The sequence below is a fragment of the Vibrio sp. YMD68 genome, assembly GCF_029958905.1.
GTDB lineage: Bacteria > Pseudomonadota > Gammaproteobacteria > Enterobacterales > Vibrionaceae > Vibrio.
Genome location: NZ_CP124613.1, coordinates 311338 through 328331, shown reverse-complemented (window position 1 = coordinate 328331; position 16994 = coordinate 311338). Strand labels below are relative to the sequence as shown.

General features: G+C 43.2%; 20 protein-coding genes. 16 read left to right on the top strand and 4 right to left on the bottom strand.

Annotated elements, in window-relative coordinates; genetic code table 11:
• Positions 1-161: 161 nt before the first annotated feature.
• The gene (locus tag QF117_RS01440) at positions 162-1697 is read left to right on the top strand and encodes a protein adenylyltransferase SelO (protein ID WP_282385710.1); all 1536 of its coding nucleotides are present in this window, start codon (positions 162-164) and stop codon (positions 1695-1697) included.
• Positions 1698-1897: 200 nt separating this feature from the next.
• Here the strand turns inward: QF117_RS01440 and ectA are convergent, their stop codons facing one another.
• A complete protein-coding gene (gene ectA / locus QF117_RS01435) occupies positions 1898-2452 on the bottom strand; it encodes a diaminobutyrate acetyltransferase (protein WP_282385709.1) in 555 nt (184 codons plus the stop codon).
• Positions 2453-2686: 234 nt separating this feature from the next.
• On the opposite strand from ectA, the gene QF117_RS01430 reads away from it, so the two are divergent.
• Together QF117_RS01430 and QF117_RS01425 are read left to right on the top strand one after the other, a co-directional pair.
• Positions 2687-2809: a hypothetical protein gene (locus QF117_RS01430; protein WP_282386176.1), complete on the top strand. Its 123-nt coding sequence runs from the start codon at positions 2687-2689 to the stop codon at positions 2807-2809.
• Positions 2810-3205: 396 nt separating this feature from the next.
• On the top strand, positions 3206-3577 hold the full coding sequence (locus QF117_RS01425; protein WP_282385708.1) for a hypothetical protein: 372 nt from the start codon (positions 3206-3208) through the stop codon (positions 3575-3577).
• A gap of 104 nt (positions 3578-3681) precedes the next feature.
• Here the strand turns inward: QF117_RS01425 and QF117_RS01420 are convergent, their stop codons facing one another.
• A complete protein-coding gene (locus QF117_RS01420; protein WP_282385706.1) occupies positions 3682-4521 on the bottom strand; it encodes an AraC family transcriptional regulator in 840 nt (279 codons plus the stop codon).
• Positions 4522-4599: 78 nt separating this feature from the next.
• On the bottom strand, positions 4600-5193 hold the full coding sequence (locus tag QF117_RS01415) for a LysE family translocator (protein WP_282385705.1): 594 nt from the start codon (positions 5191-5193) through the stop codon (positions 4600-4602).
• A gap of 356 nt (positions 5194-5549) precedes the next feature.
• On the opposite strand from QF117_RS01415, the gene QF117_RS01410 reads away from it, so the two are divergent.
• From QF117_RS01410 to QF117_RS01350, 13 genes are all read left to right on the top strand, one after another.
• The gene (locus tag QF117_RS01410) at positions 5550-6188 is read left to right on the top strand and encodes an LON peptidase substrate-binding domain-containing protein (protein WP_282385704.1); all 639 of its coding nucleotides are present in this window, start codon (positions 5550-5552) and stop codon (positions 6186-6188) included.
• Between the two features lie 58 nt (positions 6189-6246).
• Complete coding sequence (locus QF117_RS01405) at positions 6247-6882, top strand: sigma-70 family RNA polymerase sigma factor (protein ID WP_282385703.1); 636 nt, start codon at positions 6247-6249, stop codon at positions 6880-6882.
• On the top strand, positions 6875-7645 hold the full coding sequence (locus QF117_RS01400) for a ChrR family anti-sigma-E factor (protein WP_282385702.1): 771 nt from the start codon (positions 6875-6877) through the stop codon (positions 7643-7645). Before QF117_RS01405 ends, QF117_RS01400 begins: the two co-directional genes overlap by 8 nt.
• 42 nt (positions 7646-7687) lie before the next feature.
• On the top strand, positions 7688-8632 hold the full coding sequence (locus QF117_RS01395) for a DUF523 and DUF1722 domain-containing protein (protein ID WP_282385701.1): 945 nt from the start codon (positions 7688-7690) through the stop codon (positions 8630-8632).
• Entirely contained in the window at positions 8629-10053 is a 1425-nt protein-coding gene (gene phrB, locus QF117_RS01390; protein WP_282385698.1) for a deoxyribodipyrimidine photo-lyase, read from the top strand. The genes QF117_RS01395 and phrB overlap by 4 nt, the downstream gene beginning before the upstream one ends.
• 43 nt (positions 10054-10096) lie before the next feature.
• Positions 10097-10528 (top strand): nuclear transport factor 2 family protein, encoded by a 432-nt coding sequence (locus tag QF117_RS01385; protein WP_282385696.1) that lies wholly within the window; start codon positions 10097-10099, stop codon positions 10526-10528.
• Positions 10528-11244 (top strand): SDR family NAD(P)-dependent oxidoreductase, encoded by a 717-nt coding sequence (locus tag QF117_RS01380; RefSeq protein WP_282385694.1) that lies wholly within the window; start codon positions 10528-10530, stop codon positions 11242-11244. The genes QF117_RS01385 and QF117_RS01380 overlap by 1 nt, the downstream gene beginning before the upstream one ends.
• Before the next feature lie 2 nt (positions 11245-11246).
• Positions 11247-12500: an FAD-dependent oxidoreductase gene (locus QF117_RS01375; protein ID WP_017037535.1), complete on the top strand. Its 1254-nt coding sequence runs from the start codon at positions 11247-11249 to the stop codon at positions 12498-12500.
• Positions 12497-13231, top strand: a complete 735-nt coding sequence (locus tag QF117_RS01370) for a DUF1365 domain-containing protein (RefSeq protein ID WP_282385691.1) — start codon at positions 12497-12499, stop codon at positions 13229-13231. The genes QF117_RS01375 and QF117_RS01370 overlap by 4 nt, the downstream gene beginning before the upstream one ends.
• Positions 13232-13299: 68 nt before the next feature.
• Positions 13300-14580, top strand: a complete 1281-nt coding sequence (locus QF117_RS01365; RefSeq protein WP_282385689.1) for a cyclopropane-fatty-acyl-phospholipid synthase family protein — start codon at positions 13300-13302, stop codon at positions 14578-14580.
• A complete protein-coding gene (locus QF117_RS01360) occupies positions 14558-15067 on the top strand; it encodes a DUF2878 domain-containing protein (RefSeq protein ID WP_282385687.1) in 510 nt (169 codons plus the stop codon). The genes QF117_RS01365 and QF117_RS01360 overlap by 23 nt, the downstream gene beginning before the upstream one ends.
• 3 nt (positions 15068-15070) lie before the next feature.
• Positions 15071-15574 (top strand): chalcone isomerase family protein, encoded by a 504-nt coding sequence (locus tag QF117_RS01355; RefSeq protein ID WP_282385686.1) that lies wholly within the window; start codon positions 15071-15073, stop codon positions 15572-15574.
• On the top strand, positions 15571-16092 hold the full coding sequence (locus tag QF117_RS01350) for a DUF3833 domain-containing protein (RefSeq protein WP_282385685.1): 522 nt from the start codon (positions 15571-15573) through the stop codon (positions 16090-16092). Before QF117_RS01355 ends, QF117_RS01350 begins: the two co-directional genes overlap by 4 nt.
• A 179-nt stretch (positions 16093-16271) precedes the next feature.
• On the opposite strand, the gene QF117_RS01345 is transcribed toward QF117_RS01350, so the two are convergent.
• Complete coding sequence (locus QF117_RS01345; protein ID WP_282385684.1) at positions 16272-16538, bottom strand: DNA polymerase III subunit epsilon; 267 nt, start codon at positions 16536-16538, stop codon at positions 16272-16274.
• Between the last annotated feature and the right edge of the window lie 456 nt (positions 16539-16994).

Here is a 16994-nt window from a genome sequence, read left to right as displayed (position 1 = left end):
AATTATCATAAATTATATAAATGATAATTATATTTTATTAAAAACCGCCTTGATACTGTAAGTCTCTATTGATAAAAATTGGTCACACAATAATGGCACTTATTGCTCTTATCTCTCAGTACAAGTAAGGTGGCACTATTCATGTTAACAGGAATGTTACAATGCAAGAGCAGCCGAAAAATTCAGATTCCGCACTACATTCAGAACACGAACAACACAGTGAAGAATCTCTTTGTGTTCATTTTGACAACAGCTATGTCCGAGATTTAGAAGGATTCTATCAGCACCAAAATGCCGAAAACGCCCCTTCACCTAAGCTGATCAAGTTCAATCACTCTCTCGCACAATCGTTGAAGATTGAAATCAATAGCGCCAGTGATGAGGAACTCGCTCACATTTTTTCGGGGCAAACATCGTTACCGGGTGCCAACCCAATCGCTCAAGCGTATGCCGGTCATCAATTCGGACATTACAACCCACAGCTTGGGGATGGACGCGCGTTGCTGCTCGGAGAAGTTATTGATGTAACAGGGCAGCGAAAAGACATTCAACTCAAAGGCTCAGGGCGAACCCCTTACTCGCGATCAGGCGATGGTAAAGCAGCCATCGGCCCCGTGATCCGTGAATACTTGGTCGCAGAAGCGATGCACGCACTTCACATTCCAACAACACGCGCACTCGCAGCGGTGACGACTGGCGAACAAATCTGGCGTGATCACATGGTAGATGGGGCAACGCTAACCCGTGTCGCTGCCAGCCATATTCGAGTGGGTACTTTTCAGTTCTTTGCCGCTCAAGGTGATCCCAACGACGTAAAGCGATTGGCTGACTACACGATTGAGCGTCATTATCCAGAAGTAAATAATTCCGATTCACGCTATCTTGAGCTGCTTAAGTCTGTCTGTACGCGACAAGCTCTTTTAGTGTCCAAGTGGCAGCTCGTTGGCTTCATTCATGGGGTGATGAACACAGACAACACCACCGTATCAGGGGAAACGATTGATTATGGCCCGTGTGCCTTTATGGACCACTACGACCCAAATACATTATTTAGCTCTATCGATGCGAATGGTCGATACGCATACAGCAATCAGCCTCAAATAGCGCAATGGAATTTAGCTCGATTTGCAGAAACACTCTTACCACTGCTTGCAGAAAATGAAGAGGAAGCGGTGGAAATAGCCACCAATACACTGCATGAGTTTATGAATTTGTATAACCAACTATGGCTAGATGGCATGCGCTCCAAGTTAGGTCTTACCAATCAAGAAGATGGTGATCTTAAATTTGTGCAAGACACGCTGACCATGCTTCATCAGCAGCACATCGACTTTACTCTGTTTTTCCGATCATTATCGTCTGCCCTACTATCAAATGACAGCAGCGCCCTCGCACTCTTTGCTGACGCAGAACGATGGGAAGAATGGAAAACAAAATGGCTTGCGAGAATGGAAAGAGAGGCAATAACGGAAGGAGAAAGTGTCACTTTGATGAATGCCCACAATCCAGTTTATATTCCTAGAAACCACAAGGTAGAGGAAGCACTATCAGCGGCAGAGCAACATAACGACTTCCAGCCTTTTGAACGGTTACTGTCAGTTCTGATGAATCCTTTTGAAGTACAACCGAATTGTGAAGAATTTGAACTTCCAGCACCGAGTAGCTTTGGTCCGTATCGAACGTTTTGCGGTACTTAGAACGATTGGTGCGGTGCTTAAACGATCGGTAAAGGCATCCAAATGCGTATTTTTAGTTAATGAGTAAATCACCAAATTAACTGAAAATACGCCATGATCACTGGCCAATTCCGTCACACCCTCTATCCGTCTCCAATCAAATAAGAGTGTTCTTTGCTTTGATGTGCGTTCCTAGGGGCTCTACCGTAATAAGTCTACGGCTATCTGCCTTTAGGTTGCAGTTCAATGAGCGGAATTTGGTACAGATACTCAGTATCCTGCTTTCCCTTAAAATGTGTCTTTTTTTCAAGGAACGTGCTGACTTCTCCACGCTCTCCATTGCTTTTATCCAGCTTTTGAAACACGGCCCACGAAGCGTCATTTTTCTCAGTGATCGTCGTTTCAACCGAATTAATGCTGCTAAGATGATCTCGACTTAGCAATTCATCAAGCATGCTCGATGCCAGTCCTTTACCTCGAAACCTTGGTGCAACCGCCACTTGCCAAACAAATAATGTACTGGGCTCATCGGGTTTTCTATACGCCGACACAAACCCTGCGATATCACCATCGTACCGCGCGAGAACACATGTTTGGCTAAAATGCATGGATTGAAGAAAATGGCAATAAGATGAGTTAACGTCGAGAGGTGGACAAGCAGCAATCAGGTGAGAAACATCACTGCCATCTTCTACTGAAGGTTCAGAAAACGACCATTTTTTGCTCGTGTTTTTCTTTATTTCGGGATACGCCGCCCATAATGCTGATGCGATCATACGCAGTTGCAACTCCTTTGAACTCTAAATGATTACTTCAGTGACCATCATCCTGACTGAGAGATATAAATCAAATAAATGGTCTTAAATAGGTCAATTATGTGACAAGGATCTACATCAACCCTATTGTTGCGGATTATTTTAATTAGAACTCTAATCTATTTTCATCTAGTGCTTGAAACGTACTTAGTTTAGGCATGATTTAGATGTGCACACTGATGAACCGAAGTTACTGTGAATCCAGTCAATACCACACCACTGACCACCATTGATAAATCATGTACGTACGTTGAAGCGGCTGGCGCGGAAAGGTTATACAGCGCTGGTATGGTTCACTTTAAAGCAGGCGCCGATTGAACAGTTTGCGGCGTTTTTATTGTTACGCCCGAAATGGATGTTTAACACACTCAGCTCTTACCTATCATCTATCCTCTATCCTCTATCCTCTATCCTCTATCCTCTATCCTCTATCCTCTTTCGTTCGCATTTGCATTCGCCTGGTCTATTTCTGACCCTATCGAACGGTATCTCAACACTCTTATTACAAAGTGCCGTTCTTTCTTGAGGGCAACTTAGCTGTGCAATCACAGCAGGTATGGGGCTCAAATAGTCAAAACTGAATACATTCTGCATAATTAAAATCACACTATGCTTAACTATTCTCTATATTTGTACCAAATTAGATGCCAAAACATGAACGACCGCGTAAACTGGATTCGTGATTAAATTCAAGCTAGATCAAGAGAATCAGTAATGACAAACAAAACAAAAACCATGGAAGTGCCTATCGCTATCGCTGATAGAGTTCAGGCTTTAATTGATTCATATGAAGCCAGTGAGAAATTTAAAGCTGAGCGTAAGTTAGTGGTCAACAACTTCCTATCTATGGATAAACTAAGTTGTGAAATGGCGGTTTACAGCTTGGCGCAAGACGAATTACTCGACACACTAAGATTTGTCTATGAGCTTTCAGGCACCAACAGTAAGTTCGTTAAGAACATCCTGACACAATCGAGAGAAAATCCGAAAAAGGTCTTATCCGACGCCCAAAGATCTTCAGCAAAAAGCCTGTTGTTTAACTTGATCAATGACCCTTCTGTCGTTTCTGCCATGAAAGAAATTTAATCATACGACGACTGCATATCGATACTTAAAAGCATGCTTGTCATGGGTTTGATCTTGAAATCGGAGGTCAAGCCCACAGCTATCTCGCCTCTCAACAAACGCTCTTAAGATGCGGGCTCATTGATAAAGTGAGACTGATAGAACTTAGGCGTTACCGCCAGTTTCTTTTTAAAATGACGCTGGAAATGCGCCTGGTCGGAAAACCCTAGCTGATACGCCACTTCAGAAATATTAAGACCCGATTTGAGCATACGTTTTGAACGCTTAATTTTTTCATCCATTAAATAAGCATGTGGCGGTAGACCATACTGACCTTTGAATGCTCGCAATAACTGATAGCGGCTTAACCCAACTTCATTAGCGAGTTCTTCTAATTGGATACTATGCTTCACTTCATCAAGCAGCTTTTCGCGAACCCGACCAAGGCTTGGAGTCAGTGGCGCGCGTTTAGATTGAAGGGGAGTTTTACTTAAGCTCGACGCCAGAAAATCATACAAATACGTTTGAATAGTCAATGGACTTGATTCTGATTGTAACGCGCTAAACAACCTTTGCAACTGGTTCTGAACATACTCACTGCGCTCTAGGTCATGCAAAAACGGCACATAGTCATTAAGATGAGCATTATTGTCATTACCCTGAATATCTTGTTGAAACTCACCCATTTTAAACGCATCAACAAACAGCATACAGTATGACCATGTTCCCGCTTCAGGGTTGCACGAATGAACATCCGCAGGGTTTATCGTAACAATGTCTCCACGACCGATTTGATACGTGTGACCTCGATTTTGATAGGTGGCATGGCCCTGTTGTATAAGGCCAAATGAGAATTCGTCATGTGAATGTGCTTGATAACAGGCTGTACTTCTATCAGCGATGCGCAGTTCAATCCATGGCAGCGTCGTACTTTGCTTAAAGTGAGCGCTGTTGTCTATTTTCATGATGAATCCCTATCTACCCTATTTAGACTGTTTCTCTAGACTGTTTTAACTCTCAAGTTTGCCTCTGACAGCAAAACACTATAACCAGATCATACCGACGGAAACGCCCAGCAAGACAGCCATTACCCTATTAAACTGACGTTGTTTGGTAGGATTTTCAAGTTTTTTGGCTAAAACTCGTCCAATAACTGCCCAGACACCCACGCCAATAAAACAGGCAAACAAGGAAACGCTGGTAAACAGAAACAAAGAAAGTTGCGCATTGTCTTGACCAATCACATACAAACTCACCCCTGACATCGCAACCAACCACGCCTTAGGGTTTAGTATTTGGGTCAACGCTCCCGACCACCAGATCATCAAACTAGGGGATTTAATCTCCATAGTTTCTGTTGGTGTCGCATAAATCTTCACCGCCAAATAGACTAAAAATATGCTACCAGATAGCTTCATCATCACTTCGAGTTGAGGCAATAGAATCACAATGGATTGCATCACACTACCAGACACAAAAACAACGAACGCATAGGCGATGGAAGCCCCCGCCACATGTTTGAACGCATCTTGTATCCCCCGATTTATGGCGGTGCTCGTTGCCAGTAAGTTGACAGGACCTGGAGTCACAGAGCCGACGAATGCAAAAACCACCATGGCAAAAAATACACTGTTCATGATTACTCTCCTTTTGACTGAGAAAATAACCCGTAAACCGACAAGAGTATTGAACGTTATTGCACTGAACAATTACACGGAACAATTGCACAGAACGATTGCACTGAATATGGCAAGGAACGGTGACTAGAAAAGATGGCACGAAACAGAGCGCTTAACTGAGCCTGTAAATATTTACCAAGCGATATTTACCATGCCAAATTCATCCAGAAATATTCATCCAGCAGCCTAAAGGCTCACACCATTCGAGTGGCGGTAAATAGGTAATATCTAGAAACAAATATGATCGATCACCGCCTCAGCGACGTAGTATCAGCATAAGTAAAAATGACTAATAACGGACGCGGAGAACCCTAATGAGCGATTCATGCTTAGCCCAACAAGGCACCAAATTAGAGCAAACAAGGACACGTTGGCTCCCGGTTTTTCCGCTCCCTATTTTTCTTCTCAGTGGTGGGATGCAACGGCTAAGAATCTTCGAGCCCAAATATCTGAAGATGGTGTCCCAAGCCACTCAGAACGATGGTTTTATTATTGGCCTATTTAAAAAAGAAAATCCATTTTCAGTCGCTGGATGGGGAACCCATGTGAAAATCGTTAACTTTGACATGGGAGAAGACGGGGTCTTAACCATCGATGTTTTAGCGGAAAGTATGGTGAAGTTGGTCAATATTGATACACAAAAAGATGGCCTTGTGATCGCCCAATCTGAACCACTTGCGCACTGGTCTTCGGAGCAAGATACAACATCGATTGAGGCTGACGGTGTCGTTGGGCTGTCCAAAACATTAAAAAGTCTCTTCGACACCCATAATGAGTTCTCTGCTCTATATCAAACCCGTTACTTAAGCTACTCTAAATGGGTGTGTGCTCGTTTGCTTGAAATCATTCCTCTCTCTTTGGAAGAGAAAGAAATGTTTATTCACGATCTTAGTTTCACACAACTAAAGGAACTCCTGAGTTCAATGTGTGAAAGAAAATCAAAAGAAAAGTGATCCTATCACTTCATCCTAACGTAATGTGTTGTAAATAATTAAGTAAGGGTGATTTCTAATGCATCGTATTGAAGGGAGTTCCGAACATAAACGGGGAGGAAACCCAATTACTAAGCCTAGTTCAACAGCCCACGAAGATTTGTCATTGCACCTAGCTTCGGTCGCTCAAAATCAAGATAAAGAGGCTTTTACTCAGTTATTCGAATTCTTTGCGCCAAAAATAAAACGTTTTGGAATAAAGCAATATAGAGATGAACAACAAGCCAACGAACTCGTACAAGACACCATGACCAATGTGTGGAAAAAAGCACACCTATACGATAAATCCAAAGGCGCTGCCACAACTTGGGTTTACACCGTCATGAGAAACGCTTCCTTTGATCAGCTCAGAAAAAATAAAAACAATGCGGCTCAAAATTTGGGCGATGATATCTGGCCATTGGAGCAAGAGTCTAGCGAGAGAGAGGTAGAATCACCGCCTTTTTCTGACCACTTAATGGACAACCGAATTAAAAGACTGGTTGATGAATTGCCAGATGCTCAAAGAGTCGTGCTCAAAGCGGTTTACTTTCAAGAATTATCACAAGAACAATTAGCGCAGCAGTTAGGGGTACCCATTGGCACCATAAAGTCACGTTTGCGACTTGCGCTAGAGAAAATCAGACAGAAGATGGGAGATCAACATTATGATTAAATACCACCCAAGTGATGCTCTGTTAGAAGAGTTTGTATCGGGAAAAATGGTGGCTTCTGTTGCTGTTATCGTCTCTAGCCATGTGGAAATGTGTCAAAAATGCCAAGAAAAAGTCGCAAAACTGACTGAAAATGCGGCCATGAGTGCATTTGGCATGAGTGACCCATGGTCAGAAAGTGAATGGTCAGAGGGTGAATGGTCACAAGGTGAACCGTCAGAAAATAACCTTTTCAAAAGCGGTAACTTTGAAAGTAACCACCAAGGGTTCGACGATGAATACTTGCCTGAGCAACAATCATCGGTAATCGATTTAATTCAAGGCATCACCGATACCCCTCAGGCTCAACAAACGTCAATGCCAACAACCGTCACTGAGATAGACGTGTCTGGGACTCGAGTCTCATTACCGAACGCTATTCGCTCTCTTTCTTTGAATGAATGGCAAGGGCTTGGCAAGATATCAAGGGCTCGATTAAATCTTGACGATGACAAGCGACGTACTAGCCTACTGCATATCGATAAAGGTGGACACGTTCCTTCTCATACCCATAAAGGCTTTGAAATCACCTTGTTACTTCAAGGCAGCTTTAAAGATGAAATGGATACCTACCATGCGGGGGACTTCATCTGGTTAGATGGAAAAAATACTCACACACCCGCAACACAAGATGGCTGCGTGTGCTTAACTGTATCGAGTGATTCGTTACATTTCACTCAAGGGGTTAGCCAACTCTTTAACCCACTAGGAAAGCTCATTTACTAGTAAGCGCCCCCATTTTTCTCAAAGGCGTTTTTCAAGGACAGTATGATGAAAAAATTACAAATTGGCATTAGTGCTTGCGTAACAGGACAAGAAGTTCGTTACGACAAAAGCCACAAACGCTCTTACTTTTGCATGGAAGAGCTCAGTGAGTTTGCAGATTTTAAGCCCGTTTGCCCTGAAGTTGCCGTAGGGTTGCCCATTCCTCGTCCAACGATCAGACAAATCTCTAAAGGCGACGTCATTACCGTTTCAAGACCTGATGGTACAAGTGATGTCACTGAAGCGTTAACTGAATTTGGTATCGCACATGCGAAGCAGTCTCAGGATTTATCCGGGTTTATCTTTTGTGCCAAAAGTCCAAGCTGTGGCATGGAAAGAGTCAAGGTTTATCAAGAAGATGGCAAAGGTTCAGAGATGACAGGCGTCGGTCTATTTTCTAAGCAAATAATGAAAAATAACCCATTATTGCCTTGTGAAGAGAATGGGCGCTTGAACGATCCTGTGATTCGCGAAAACTTTATTACGCGCATTTTCACCTATCAGAAATGGTTAGATCTGAAAGAAAGCAAAATAACGCTCCACAAACTCATCACCTTCCACAGTAACCACAAATACTTACTGATGAGTCATAACATTGAAAGCTATAAAGCACTCGGCCGCCTTCTGGCTGATCCGCAAGACCCTATCGAAACGGTTGCAGACCAATACATTGCAATGCTGATGGAAGCGTTGACCATTAAAGCAACCCGCAAGAGCCACACCAACACGTTGCAGCACTTGCAAGGGTACTTTAAGAAACAATTGAATAAAGAAAAGCGCAAAGAACTCAGTGATGAAATTGAAGCTTATCGCCAGGGATTAACACCACTGCTTGTGCCTGTCACCTTGATAAAACACTATTTGCTCGAGTACCCGAATGAGTACCTGGCGAGTCAAGTGTATTTGGATCCACACCCTAAAGAACTTCGCTTGAGGTATGGATATTGAGCGCATTACTTTGGATCAGAAGAGACCTACGTATTCATGATAATCCTGCTCTTTGCGAAGCAATAAAACTGGGGGCCAAAACCGCTGTTTATATCTCGACACCACTTCAGTGGGAACAGCATAACTTGGCCCCGATACAATCTGACTTTATTGAAAGACACCTCAACGCCCTAGCCGAGCCTTTAGCAAAGCTAGGGTTAACTTTGATCCACCTACCCTCTACCGATTACCGTTCGCAAATTGACGCCCTCACTTCATATTGTGAAGAACAGGGTATTGATGTTGTGTGCGCAAACAGTGAGCCAGAGATCAATGAACTTGAACGAGACCAAAGTTTCAAACACCCACATATTGAATTAAAAATCTTCCATTGCGATACCATTTTACCTGTAGGCACGGTACTCAATAAGCAAGAGACCATGTTCAAAGTGTTTACCCCGTTTAAGAACGCATGGCTAAAGCGCGTGCAACTGACCGGCATTGGTTTCAGTGAGATCCCTCTGTCATCGACTAACCCGTTGGATCCTGAATTCGCATCAACCCAAACAAGTAATAGTATTGTTCTTGATTACCCTAAGGTCGACTCATCCCGCTGGCCTCTGAGTGATACGGTGATGCAGTCTGTGATACCACGATTTTTCGAGACTAAGCTGAACGATTACGAACAGAACCGCGATTACCCCGGAATAAAAGGGACCTCTGGCCTGTCTCCTTATCTCGCTATTGGGGCCATTAGCCCACGATGGCTCGCCATTCAGTTGATTCAACATCACCCGGATATTGTTCACGACACCAACCTACCCGCTTTCAGTTGGCTCAACGAACTCATTTGGCGTGATTTTTATAAACATCTTTTATTTCACTTTCCCAACCTAGCAAAAGGTGAAAGCTTCCAGGACAAATACAAGGGCATGGTGTGGCAACCCAATCACTCGCTCTTTTTAGCCTGGTGTGAAGGCAGAACAGGCTACCCTTTGGTGGATGCGGCAATGAAGCAGTTAAACACCACTGGCTGGATGCACAATCGTCTCAGAATGGTCGTGGCCAGTTTTTTAACCAAACACTTGTTGATCGATTGGAGGCAGGGCGAAAAATATTTCATTTCTAAATTAATTGATGGTGACCTCAGCGCTAATAACGGCGGCTGGCAATGGGCTGCGAGCACAGGCTGCGATGCTCAACCCTACTTTAGAATTTTTAATCCCATCACGCAGAGTAAAAAGTTTGATCCAAATGGCGATTTCATCCGTAAGTATCTACCAGAATTGAACAATATTCCTAACAAAGACATTCATTTCCCTCACCAATATTTGGAGGTAAATGGTATTCGAGATACGTATTGCTCTCCGATAGTTGACCACAAAGATGCGAGACAAAGGGCACTCGATTTTTTCAAACAACATCATTTGCTGACAGGTTAAGTTCTTCAATGCCTAGCGGCAAACAACAGTAAGGCAGAACAGTATGCAGCGCTCATTATGGTTACAAAAATTCATCGATGTATACCGTGAGTTAGGAACAGACAACCTTTCGACTCTTGCGAGTATTTATCACCCGAACGTGGTTTTTATTGACCCCCTACACAAAGTTGAAGGTGTGCAAGACCTGATAGCCAGTTTCGAGCGAAGCTACACCAACATCATAAGTTGTGAATTTCACATAAAGCATGCCTTTGAATCAGAGTCTGAAGCCGCCGTATATTGGACCATGACATTTCGCCACAAAAGCTTAAATAAACAAGAGCCTATATCTGTCCAGGGACACTCTCACTTGAAAGCAGAGAACGATGCAGTGACCTTCCACCGAGACTACTTAGACATTGGTGCGATGATTTATGAACACGTGCCCCTGTTAGGTCCGGTAGTGAAAAAGTTAAAACATAGGGCGGGAAAATAATGCGTATATTAATCACGGGGGCGACTTCAGGAATAGGCAAAGAGCTCGCACTGAGCTACGCTCAGGCAGGGCATGACGTGATCGCCTGTGGCAGAAGCCAAGAGAAGCTCAATGCGCTCAAGCAACAACGCCCTAACATACAGCCGCTTTGCTTCGATTTAACCGATTATAATAACTACCCAAGTGACCAGAGCGTATGGGGAGCATTAGATCTGCTCATTTTTAATGCTGGTGACTGTGAATATATTGATGACCCACTCAACTTTGATGCAAAAAAATTCGAACGGATCATCAATATCAATCTCGTTTCTATTGGCTATGGGCTTCAAACGTGGCTCAAATCACTTCAGTCAGGAGGTCGACTGGTGCTGGTGAGTTCAAGCGCGGGCCTTCTGCCACTGCCGAGAGCTGAAGCGTATGGATCCTCTAAAGCGGCCGTGACGTACTTAGGCAAAACGTTGTCTGCGCACCTGGCCCAACACGATATCAATGTCACTGTTGTTCATCCTGGTTTTGTCAAAACTCCACTCACTGACAAAAACACATTCCCTATGCCAATGATCGTCTCAACACAAGAGGCTGCACATAAAATTATTGATGGCATAGAGAAAGGGAAAGCTGACATCAGCTTCCCCACCCTGTTTATATTTATGATGAAATGTTTACGCTTTTTACCTTCATCACTTTGGAACCGAATTGCGACTAAAATGGGATAATTATGAAAAGGATAGCGATTATTGGATCGGGAATTTCCGGCCTAACCTGTGCTTATTTACTCGATAAAAAGAACGATGTCACTGTGTTCGAAAAAAATGATTATGTCGGTGGACACACCGCCACAGTAGATATTGAGCATCAAGGGAAAGAATACACGGTTGATACCGGGTTTATCGTTTTCAACAACAGAACCTACCCAAACTTCATTGAGCTATTAACACAACTAGGGATAAAACAGCAAAAGACGGAAATGAGCTTCAGTGTTCACAACCGACAAACCAAGTTTGAATACAACGGCCACGGAATTAACGCGCTGTTTGCCCAAAGAAGCAACATACTTAAGCCCAAATTCTGGCGTTTAATTTATGAGATTATTAAGTTCAACAACCTGTGTAAGAAAGCGTTTAGAGAGAATAATATACAAAGCCAGTCTTCGTTAGGTGAATTCTTAAAAGACAACGGATTCTCTTCATTTTTCAGCCAGCACTACATTCTACCGATGGGCGCTGCCATTTGGTCGACCAGCCTTGAAGAGATGGAAAAATTTGAACTCAAATTCTTTATTCAGTTCTTTTATCACCACGGGCTACTGAATATCGTCGACCGACCTCAATGGTATGTGGTACCTGGTGGTTCACGAGAGTACGTTCAAGCGATTCAGTCAACATTAAGCAAGGCCATCATCACTAACGCGGACATTAAACACGTCAGTCGTATCGATGGGCAGGCGGTTGTGACAATGGAGACCGGTGAGTCGCACGCCTTTGATGACGTCATCTTTGCTTGCCACTCAGACCAAGCGTTAAAACTACTCGCACAGCCCACAGAACAAGAAACAAAGGTACTTTCTGGTATTCCGTATAGCCGCAATGAAGTCGTACTCCACACCGATACCCGCTTACTTCCAGATAGAAAACTGGCTTGGGCGAGTTGGAATTACATGCTTGATGGCGATTTATCTCGACCATCATGCGTCACTTACAACATGAATATCTTGCAAGGCATTCAAAGTGACGACACTTTCTGTGTCACCCTCAATCAAACTGAAGCCATAAATCCAGAGAAAGTGATTCGAAGTTTTGTCTATCATCACCCAGTATTAGATGCATCCAGCGTTAAAGCACAAAACCTACGATCAACCATTTGCGGACAGAATGGTTTCCATTTTGTTGGCGCATACTGGTACAACGGCTTTCATGAAGATGGCGTAAAAAGCGCGCTAGATGTTACGCAACGATTCGGCCAAACACTATGACACAGAACAGCGGCATCTATTGGGGAAACGTGCGTCATCGCCGCTTAGGGGCGGTGAAGCACGAATTCAACTACCAGCTGTATATGCTAAGTATCGACCTTGATGAGTTGCCCGCTTTAGTCCAAAAGAGCTGGCTGTTTGGTGAGCGGTGGTATAACCCCATTCGTTTCAATGAAAAAGATTACTTAAAAAATGAACCAGGGGAACTCAAGCAACGTATAAGTAATAAAGTAGAGCAGTTAGGTGGAAGCTGGTCTGCTGGAAATAGAGTGGTATTACTTGCACAAGCTCGCTGTGTCGGTTTGTATTTTAGCCCGATTAATTGTTACTTCTGCTACGCAGACTCTGGCGAGTGCGAGTACTTACTTGCTGAAGTAAGTAACACGCCATGGAACAAACGCCACTACTACTTAATAAAGATGTCGTCAGAAATGAAGGTTAAAAAAGACTTTCACGTTTCACCTTTTATGGACATGGATATGGACTATCACTGGACAATTACGCCACCAAGTAAGAACACATTAGTTCATATCGAAAACCACAAAAAAGACAAAGTTTTTGATGCGACTTTAGCGCTAAAGAAACACGAATTCAGTGCCAAAGAGATCGGAAAGACGGTTCGTTCTATACCTATGATGACATTAAAAATCGTCTCAGGTATTTATTGGCAAGCTCTTAAGTTGTTTTTGAAGCGGGTTCCTTTCGTCCCGCATCCCGATACTCAGACATAGCAACAATAAACGTTTCAAGCAAAATATAACTGACAAAAATAATGACCGTTTTCTCAAGTGAGGTTCACATGGAACAATCTGCGAAACAAGCTCAAGGCTTAGCTTACAGTAACGACAATGTTGAAAGTCGTTCAACCAATAAATACAAAACGTTGATATTTTCTCTACTGACTCATATCAACCACGCGAGCCTAGAAATTGTTGACGGGGATGAACGTACACGGTTTGGTGATCAAGCATCATCTCTGCATGCGACCATTGTGATACACGACGCCTCTTTCTACAAAAATATGGTACTAAACGGTGGCATTGGTGCAGCAGAAGCCTACATCGATGGAAAGTGGACGAGCCCGAACCTAACCAACCTCATTCAAGTGATGGCTATCAACCAAGACCAGTTAGACAAAATTGAAAACAAAGTCCAATGGGTCAGCAAGATAAAGAAACAGTTCCTACGTTTTAAAAATGCCAACTCTGAAGATGGATCCAAACGAAACATTCTCGCTCACTATGATATTGGCAACGAGCTCTACACTCGATTTTTAGACCCTGCTATGCAGTATTCTTGTGCTGTGTATGGTTCAAACGCAACGACTTTAGATGATGCGCAACAACTAAAAATGCAAACAATCTGTGAAAGACTGGAACTCAAAGAAACCGACCACGTAGTAGAAATAGGCACAGGTTGGGGTGGTCTAGCGATCTACATGGCACAGCATTTCGGATGCCATGTGACCACCACCACTATCTCCGATGCTCAGCATGAATACGCAGAGCAGAAAATCTCACAACTCGGCTTAGAAGACAAAATTACTCTACTCAAAAGCGACTACAGAAAGCTGAACGGTCAGTACGATAAATTAGTGTCTGTCGAAATGATTGAAGCGGTGGGTCATGAGTACTTGCCAACATTTTTCAAAAAGTGTTCCGACTTGCTAAAACCCGATGGAAAGATGTTAATTCAATCCATTACGATAGCCGACAGCCGTTACGATCGTTACCGCAAAAATGTCGATTTCATTCAAAAATACATATTCCCAGGTGGTTGTTTACCATCCGTGTCGATCATGACGCAACAGATGGCCAACTGTACCGATTTAGTGACCCATGAGTTGCATGATATTGGCCTTCATTACGCTCGCACGCTCCATGATTGGCGTCAGCGATTTGAACAATCTTGGCCTCAATTGGTTGAGCTTGGTTATAACGAAGAGTTCAAACGGTTGTGGACTTTTTACTTGTGCTACTGCGAAGGCGCATTCTTACAACGAGTGATCAGTACCCACCATGTCGTAGCAAGAAAGCCACGATACAGAGGACACAGCGATGCAGCGATTCTGGATTATTAATCTGGTTATTTTCCAGGCCAGTTGGTTTTGTGCAGCGTTCTTAAACCAACATGCAGGGCCCCTCATGGCCGGGCTGTTGGTGGTCCATTTTTTACTCTCGCCAACCAAAAAGAAAGACCTGAATTTATTGCTACTGGTCCCTATAGGATTAGCCGCAGACAAACTTCAATTGCATTTCGGTGTCTTTTCCGTTGGTAGCGAATTCTTCCCTATGTGGCTTCTGCTGATTTGGATCATGTTCATCATCAGCCTGAATCATAGCTTAAGTTGGTTGAATCGGTTTTCCTCACTGCCACTTGCTGTCATTGGCGCCCTAGGTGGAACCGCCAGTTACTGGGGAGGAGTAAAAGCAGGCGTGATTGAACCACTGCTGCCTACGCACCAAGTCATATTGTCGTTAATGTTGGTCTGGGCAATATTGATGCCCACCTTTGTCATTCTAAGAAGGAAAATAGAACGACCGACATGTGAACCAGTAACGGGGTGATTTATGTATAAATGGTTTTGTTTATGTTTTCTGCTGATCAGCAGTACTGTTTCAGCGTCGCCTATTAGAGATCTCAGCAAAGTTGGAACCGGAGAGATGAGTTACCTGTTCTGGACAATATACGAAGCTGAATACTACTCGGGCCAGCACACTAGTACAGGTGAGCCCGATAAAAATAGGCAAGCACTCAAGATTGAATATCTGAAATCAATAGAAAGCAAAGCGCTTATTCAAGCCACCATAGAGCAATGGCAGCACTTAAATTATGACGCTAATGACATTGAGCAATGGGCAGCATCGTTAGAAAACCTTTGGCCAAACGTTGAACCAGGCAACACCTTGACTCTGCTGCTTGAAGAAGATGGACGTAGCGAATTTTACTTCAATAATGAGCTCATAGGCACCATAGGCTCAGAAAGCTTTGGGACTGCATTTCTCTCGATATGGCTGTCGGAAAAAACCTCTGAGCCAGAGCTTCGCCGTCAATTACTGGGATTAAACAGATGAAAAAAATCGTCATTTTGGCGCTGACCATAATGTTAAGCGCATGCGGAAATGCAACGTTAGACAAGCATAAAGATACCTTTCCTGAGCTCAAGTTAGAGCAATTTTTTGATGGTGAACTTGTCGCCTACGGCATGGTTTTGGATCGTTCAGGTAATTTGTTACGTCGATTTGAAGTCAAACTGATCGCCTCTTGGCAAGGTGATACTGGAGAGATAAAAGAATGGTTTGAGTTTGATGACGGTGAGAAGTCGACTCGCAATTGGCAGCTCAAAAACATTGGTAATAACCAGTATGAAGGGACGGCTGAAGATGTGGTAGGCACAGCAACAGGTAGAACAGAAGGCGCTGCCTTGTATTGGCAATACGACCTAGAGATTCCCGTTGATGGGACCACTTATCAAATCACCCTAGACGATTGGATGTTCCTAATAGACGAAAAGCGACTGTTTAACAAAACCGATATGTCGAAGTGGGGCATTAATGTCGGTGAGATAATACTGTATATAGAAAAGCAATAACTAGGGTCTGATGGTCTTTCGGGCTGATTTTAGCAGCTAGGAACGATTTGTAGCGGGAAACTATTTACATCGAGAAACTATTTACATCGAGAAGCTATTTACATCGAGAAAAAACCCCCAACGAATAGACCGTTGGGGGTTTGTTTTATATTCCAGCCCAAACAGCACTAGATGACATTCTAAACTTGCTCGTCTGGATCTGGAGTCATGAATGCCGCAGAAATTCTCTCTAGCTCTTCTTGCTCTTTCAACTTAATTTCTTCTTGGCGAGCTAATTTTCTTTCATTCAGCGCTTTACGCTCTGATTTAGTAAGGAATTTAACCGCTTTTTTATTAGTAAGAGCATAAGCTATTACGTCTTTGCCTTTTTCTCTGCGTTCATTCACCCGTTGTGAAAAACGCTCATCATCACGCGCTTTGCGTTCTTCGGCATTTAACTTGCTCATTGCTCATATTCTCTTTGGTTAATCATTGTTAGTTCAATCGAAATGACATTGTTTGAATGTCTGCATTTCTGATGCAATGGATGTTAGCACACTCCTGCGCAAGACAAGCATACTGCTCAATAATTCCTAACCCTCTTTACGCCATCAATGTGGGAATGTGCTTGAAAATAGCGAGCAAAGATGCAAAAAACGAGAGTCACGTGTTAGAAAAAATACAAGATGACAGAACGAGCATAGCGCGTGACACTAGGTTGTTATTCACATTTGTTTCATGCTCATGACGCAAAAATGACTCAAACAGTGTCTATTCTAAATGCTCCATGACGCGACACCCTAAATAAAAGAAGAAAGTACTGTACAATAAAAACACAGCGTGTATTATACCGCTCAGTTGTTCAGAGAGTTATTAAATGCAGCATCAAGTACAAGTAAAACATCCACTATTAAAACCACGTT

Excerpts from the sequence above, each read along its gene's own strand:
- QF117_RS01385 (WP_282385696.1), top strand. The coding sequence starts at position 10,097 with ATGCAGCGCTCATTATGGTTACAAAAATTCATCGATGTATACCGTGAG.
- QF117_RS01375 (WP_017037535.1), top strand. The coding sequence starts at position 11,247 with ATGAAAAGGATAGCGATTATTGGATCGGGAATTTCCGGCCTAACCTGT.
- QF117_RS01440 (WP_282385710.1), top strand. The coding sequence starts at position 162 with ATGCAAGAGCAGCCGAAAAATTCAGATTCCGCACTACATTCAGAACAC.
- QF117_RS01345 (WP_282385684.1), bottom strand. The coding sequence starts at position 16,538 with ATGAGCAAGTTAAATGCCGAAGAACGCAAAGCGCGTGATGATGAGCGT.
- QF117_RS01400 (WP_282385702.1), top strand. The coding sequence starts at position 6,875 with ATGATTAAATACCACCCAAGTGATGCTCTGTTAGAAGAGTTTGTATCG.
- QF117_RS01395 (WP_282385701.1), top strand. The coding sequence starts at position 7,688 with ATGATGAAAAAATTACAAATTGGCATTAGTGCTTGCGTAACAGGACAA.
- QF117_RS01425 (WP_282385708.1), top strand. The coding sequence starts at position 3,206 with ATGACAAACAAAACAAAAACCATGGAAGTGCCTATCGCTATCGCTGAT.
- QF117_RS01355 (WP_282385686.1), top strand. The coding sequence starts at position 15,071 with ATGTATAAATGGTTTTGTTTATGTTTTCTGCTGATCAGCAGTACTGTT.
- QF117_RS01360 (WP_282385687.1), top strand. The coding sequence starts at position 14,558 with ATGCAGCGATTCTGGATTATTAATCTGGTTATTTTCCAGGCCAGTTGG.
- ectA (WP_282385709.1), bottom strand. The coding sequence starts at position 2,452 with ATGATCGCATCAGCATTATGGGCGGCGTATCCCGAAATAAAGAAAAAC.
- QF117_RS01350 (WP_282385685.1), top strand. The coding sequence starts at position 15,571 with ATGAAAAAAATCGTCATTTTGGCGCTGACCATAATGTTAAGCGCATGC.
- QF117_RS01370 (WP_282385691.1), top strand. The coding sequence starts at position 12,497 with ATGACACAGAACAGCGGCATCTATTGGGGAAACGTGCGTCATCGCCGC.
- QF117_RS01410 (WP_282385704.1), top strand. The coding sequence starts at position 5,550 with ATGAGCGATTCATGCTTAGCCCAACAAGGCACCAAATTAGAGCAAACA.
- QF117_RS01405 (WP_282385703.1), top strand. The coding sequence starts at position 6,247 with ATGCATCGTATTGAAGGGAGTTCCGAACATAAACGGGGAGGAAACCCA.
- QF117_RS01420 (WP_282385706.1), bottom strand. The coding sequence starts at position 4,521 with ATGAAAATAGACAACAGCGCTCACTTTAAGCAAAGTACGACGCTGCCA.
- QF117_RS01415 (WP_282385705.1), bottom strand. The coding sequence starts at position 5,193 with ATGAACAGTGTATTTTTTGCCATGGTGGTTTTTGCATTCGTCGGCTCT.
- QF117_RS01380 (WP_282385694.1), top strand. The coding sequence starts at position 10,528 with ATGCGTATATTAATCACGGGGGCGACTTCAGGAATAGGCAAAGAGCTC.
- QF117_RS01365 (WP_282385689.1), top strand. The coding sequence starts at position 13,300 with ATGGAACAATCTGCGAAACAAGCTCAAGGCTTAGCTTACAGTAACGAC.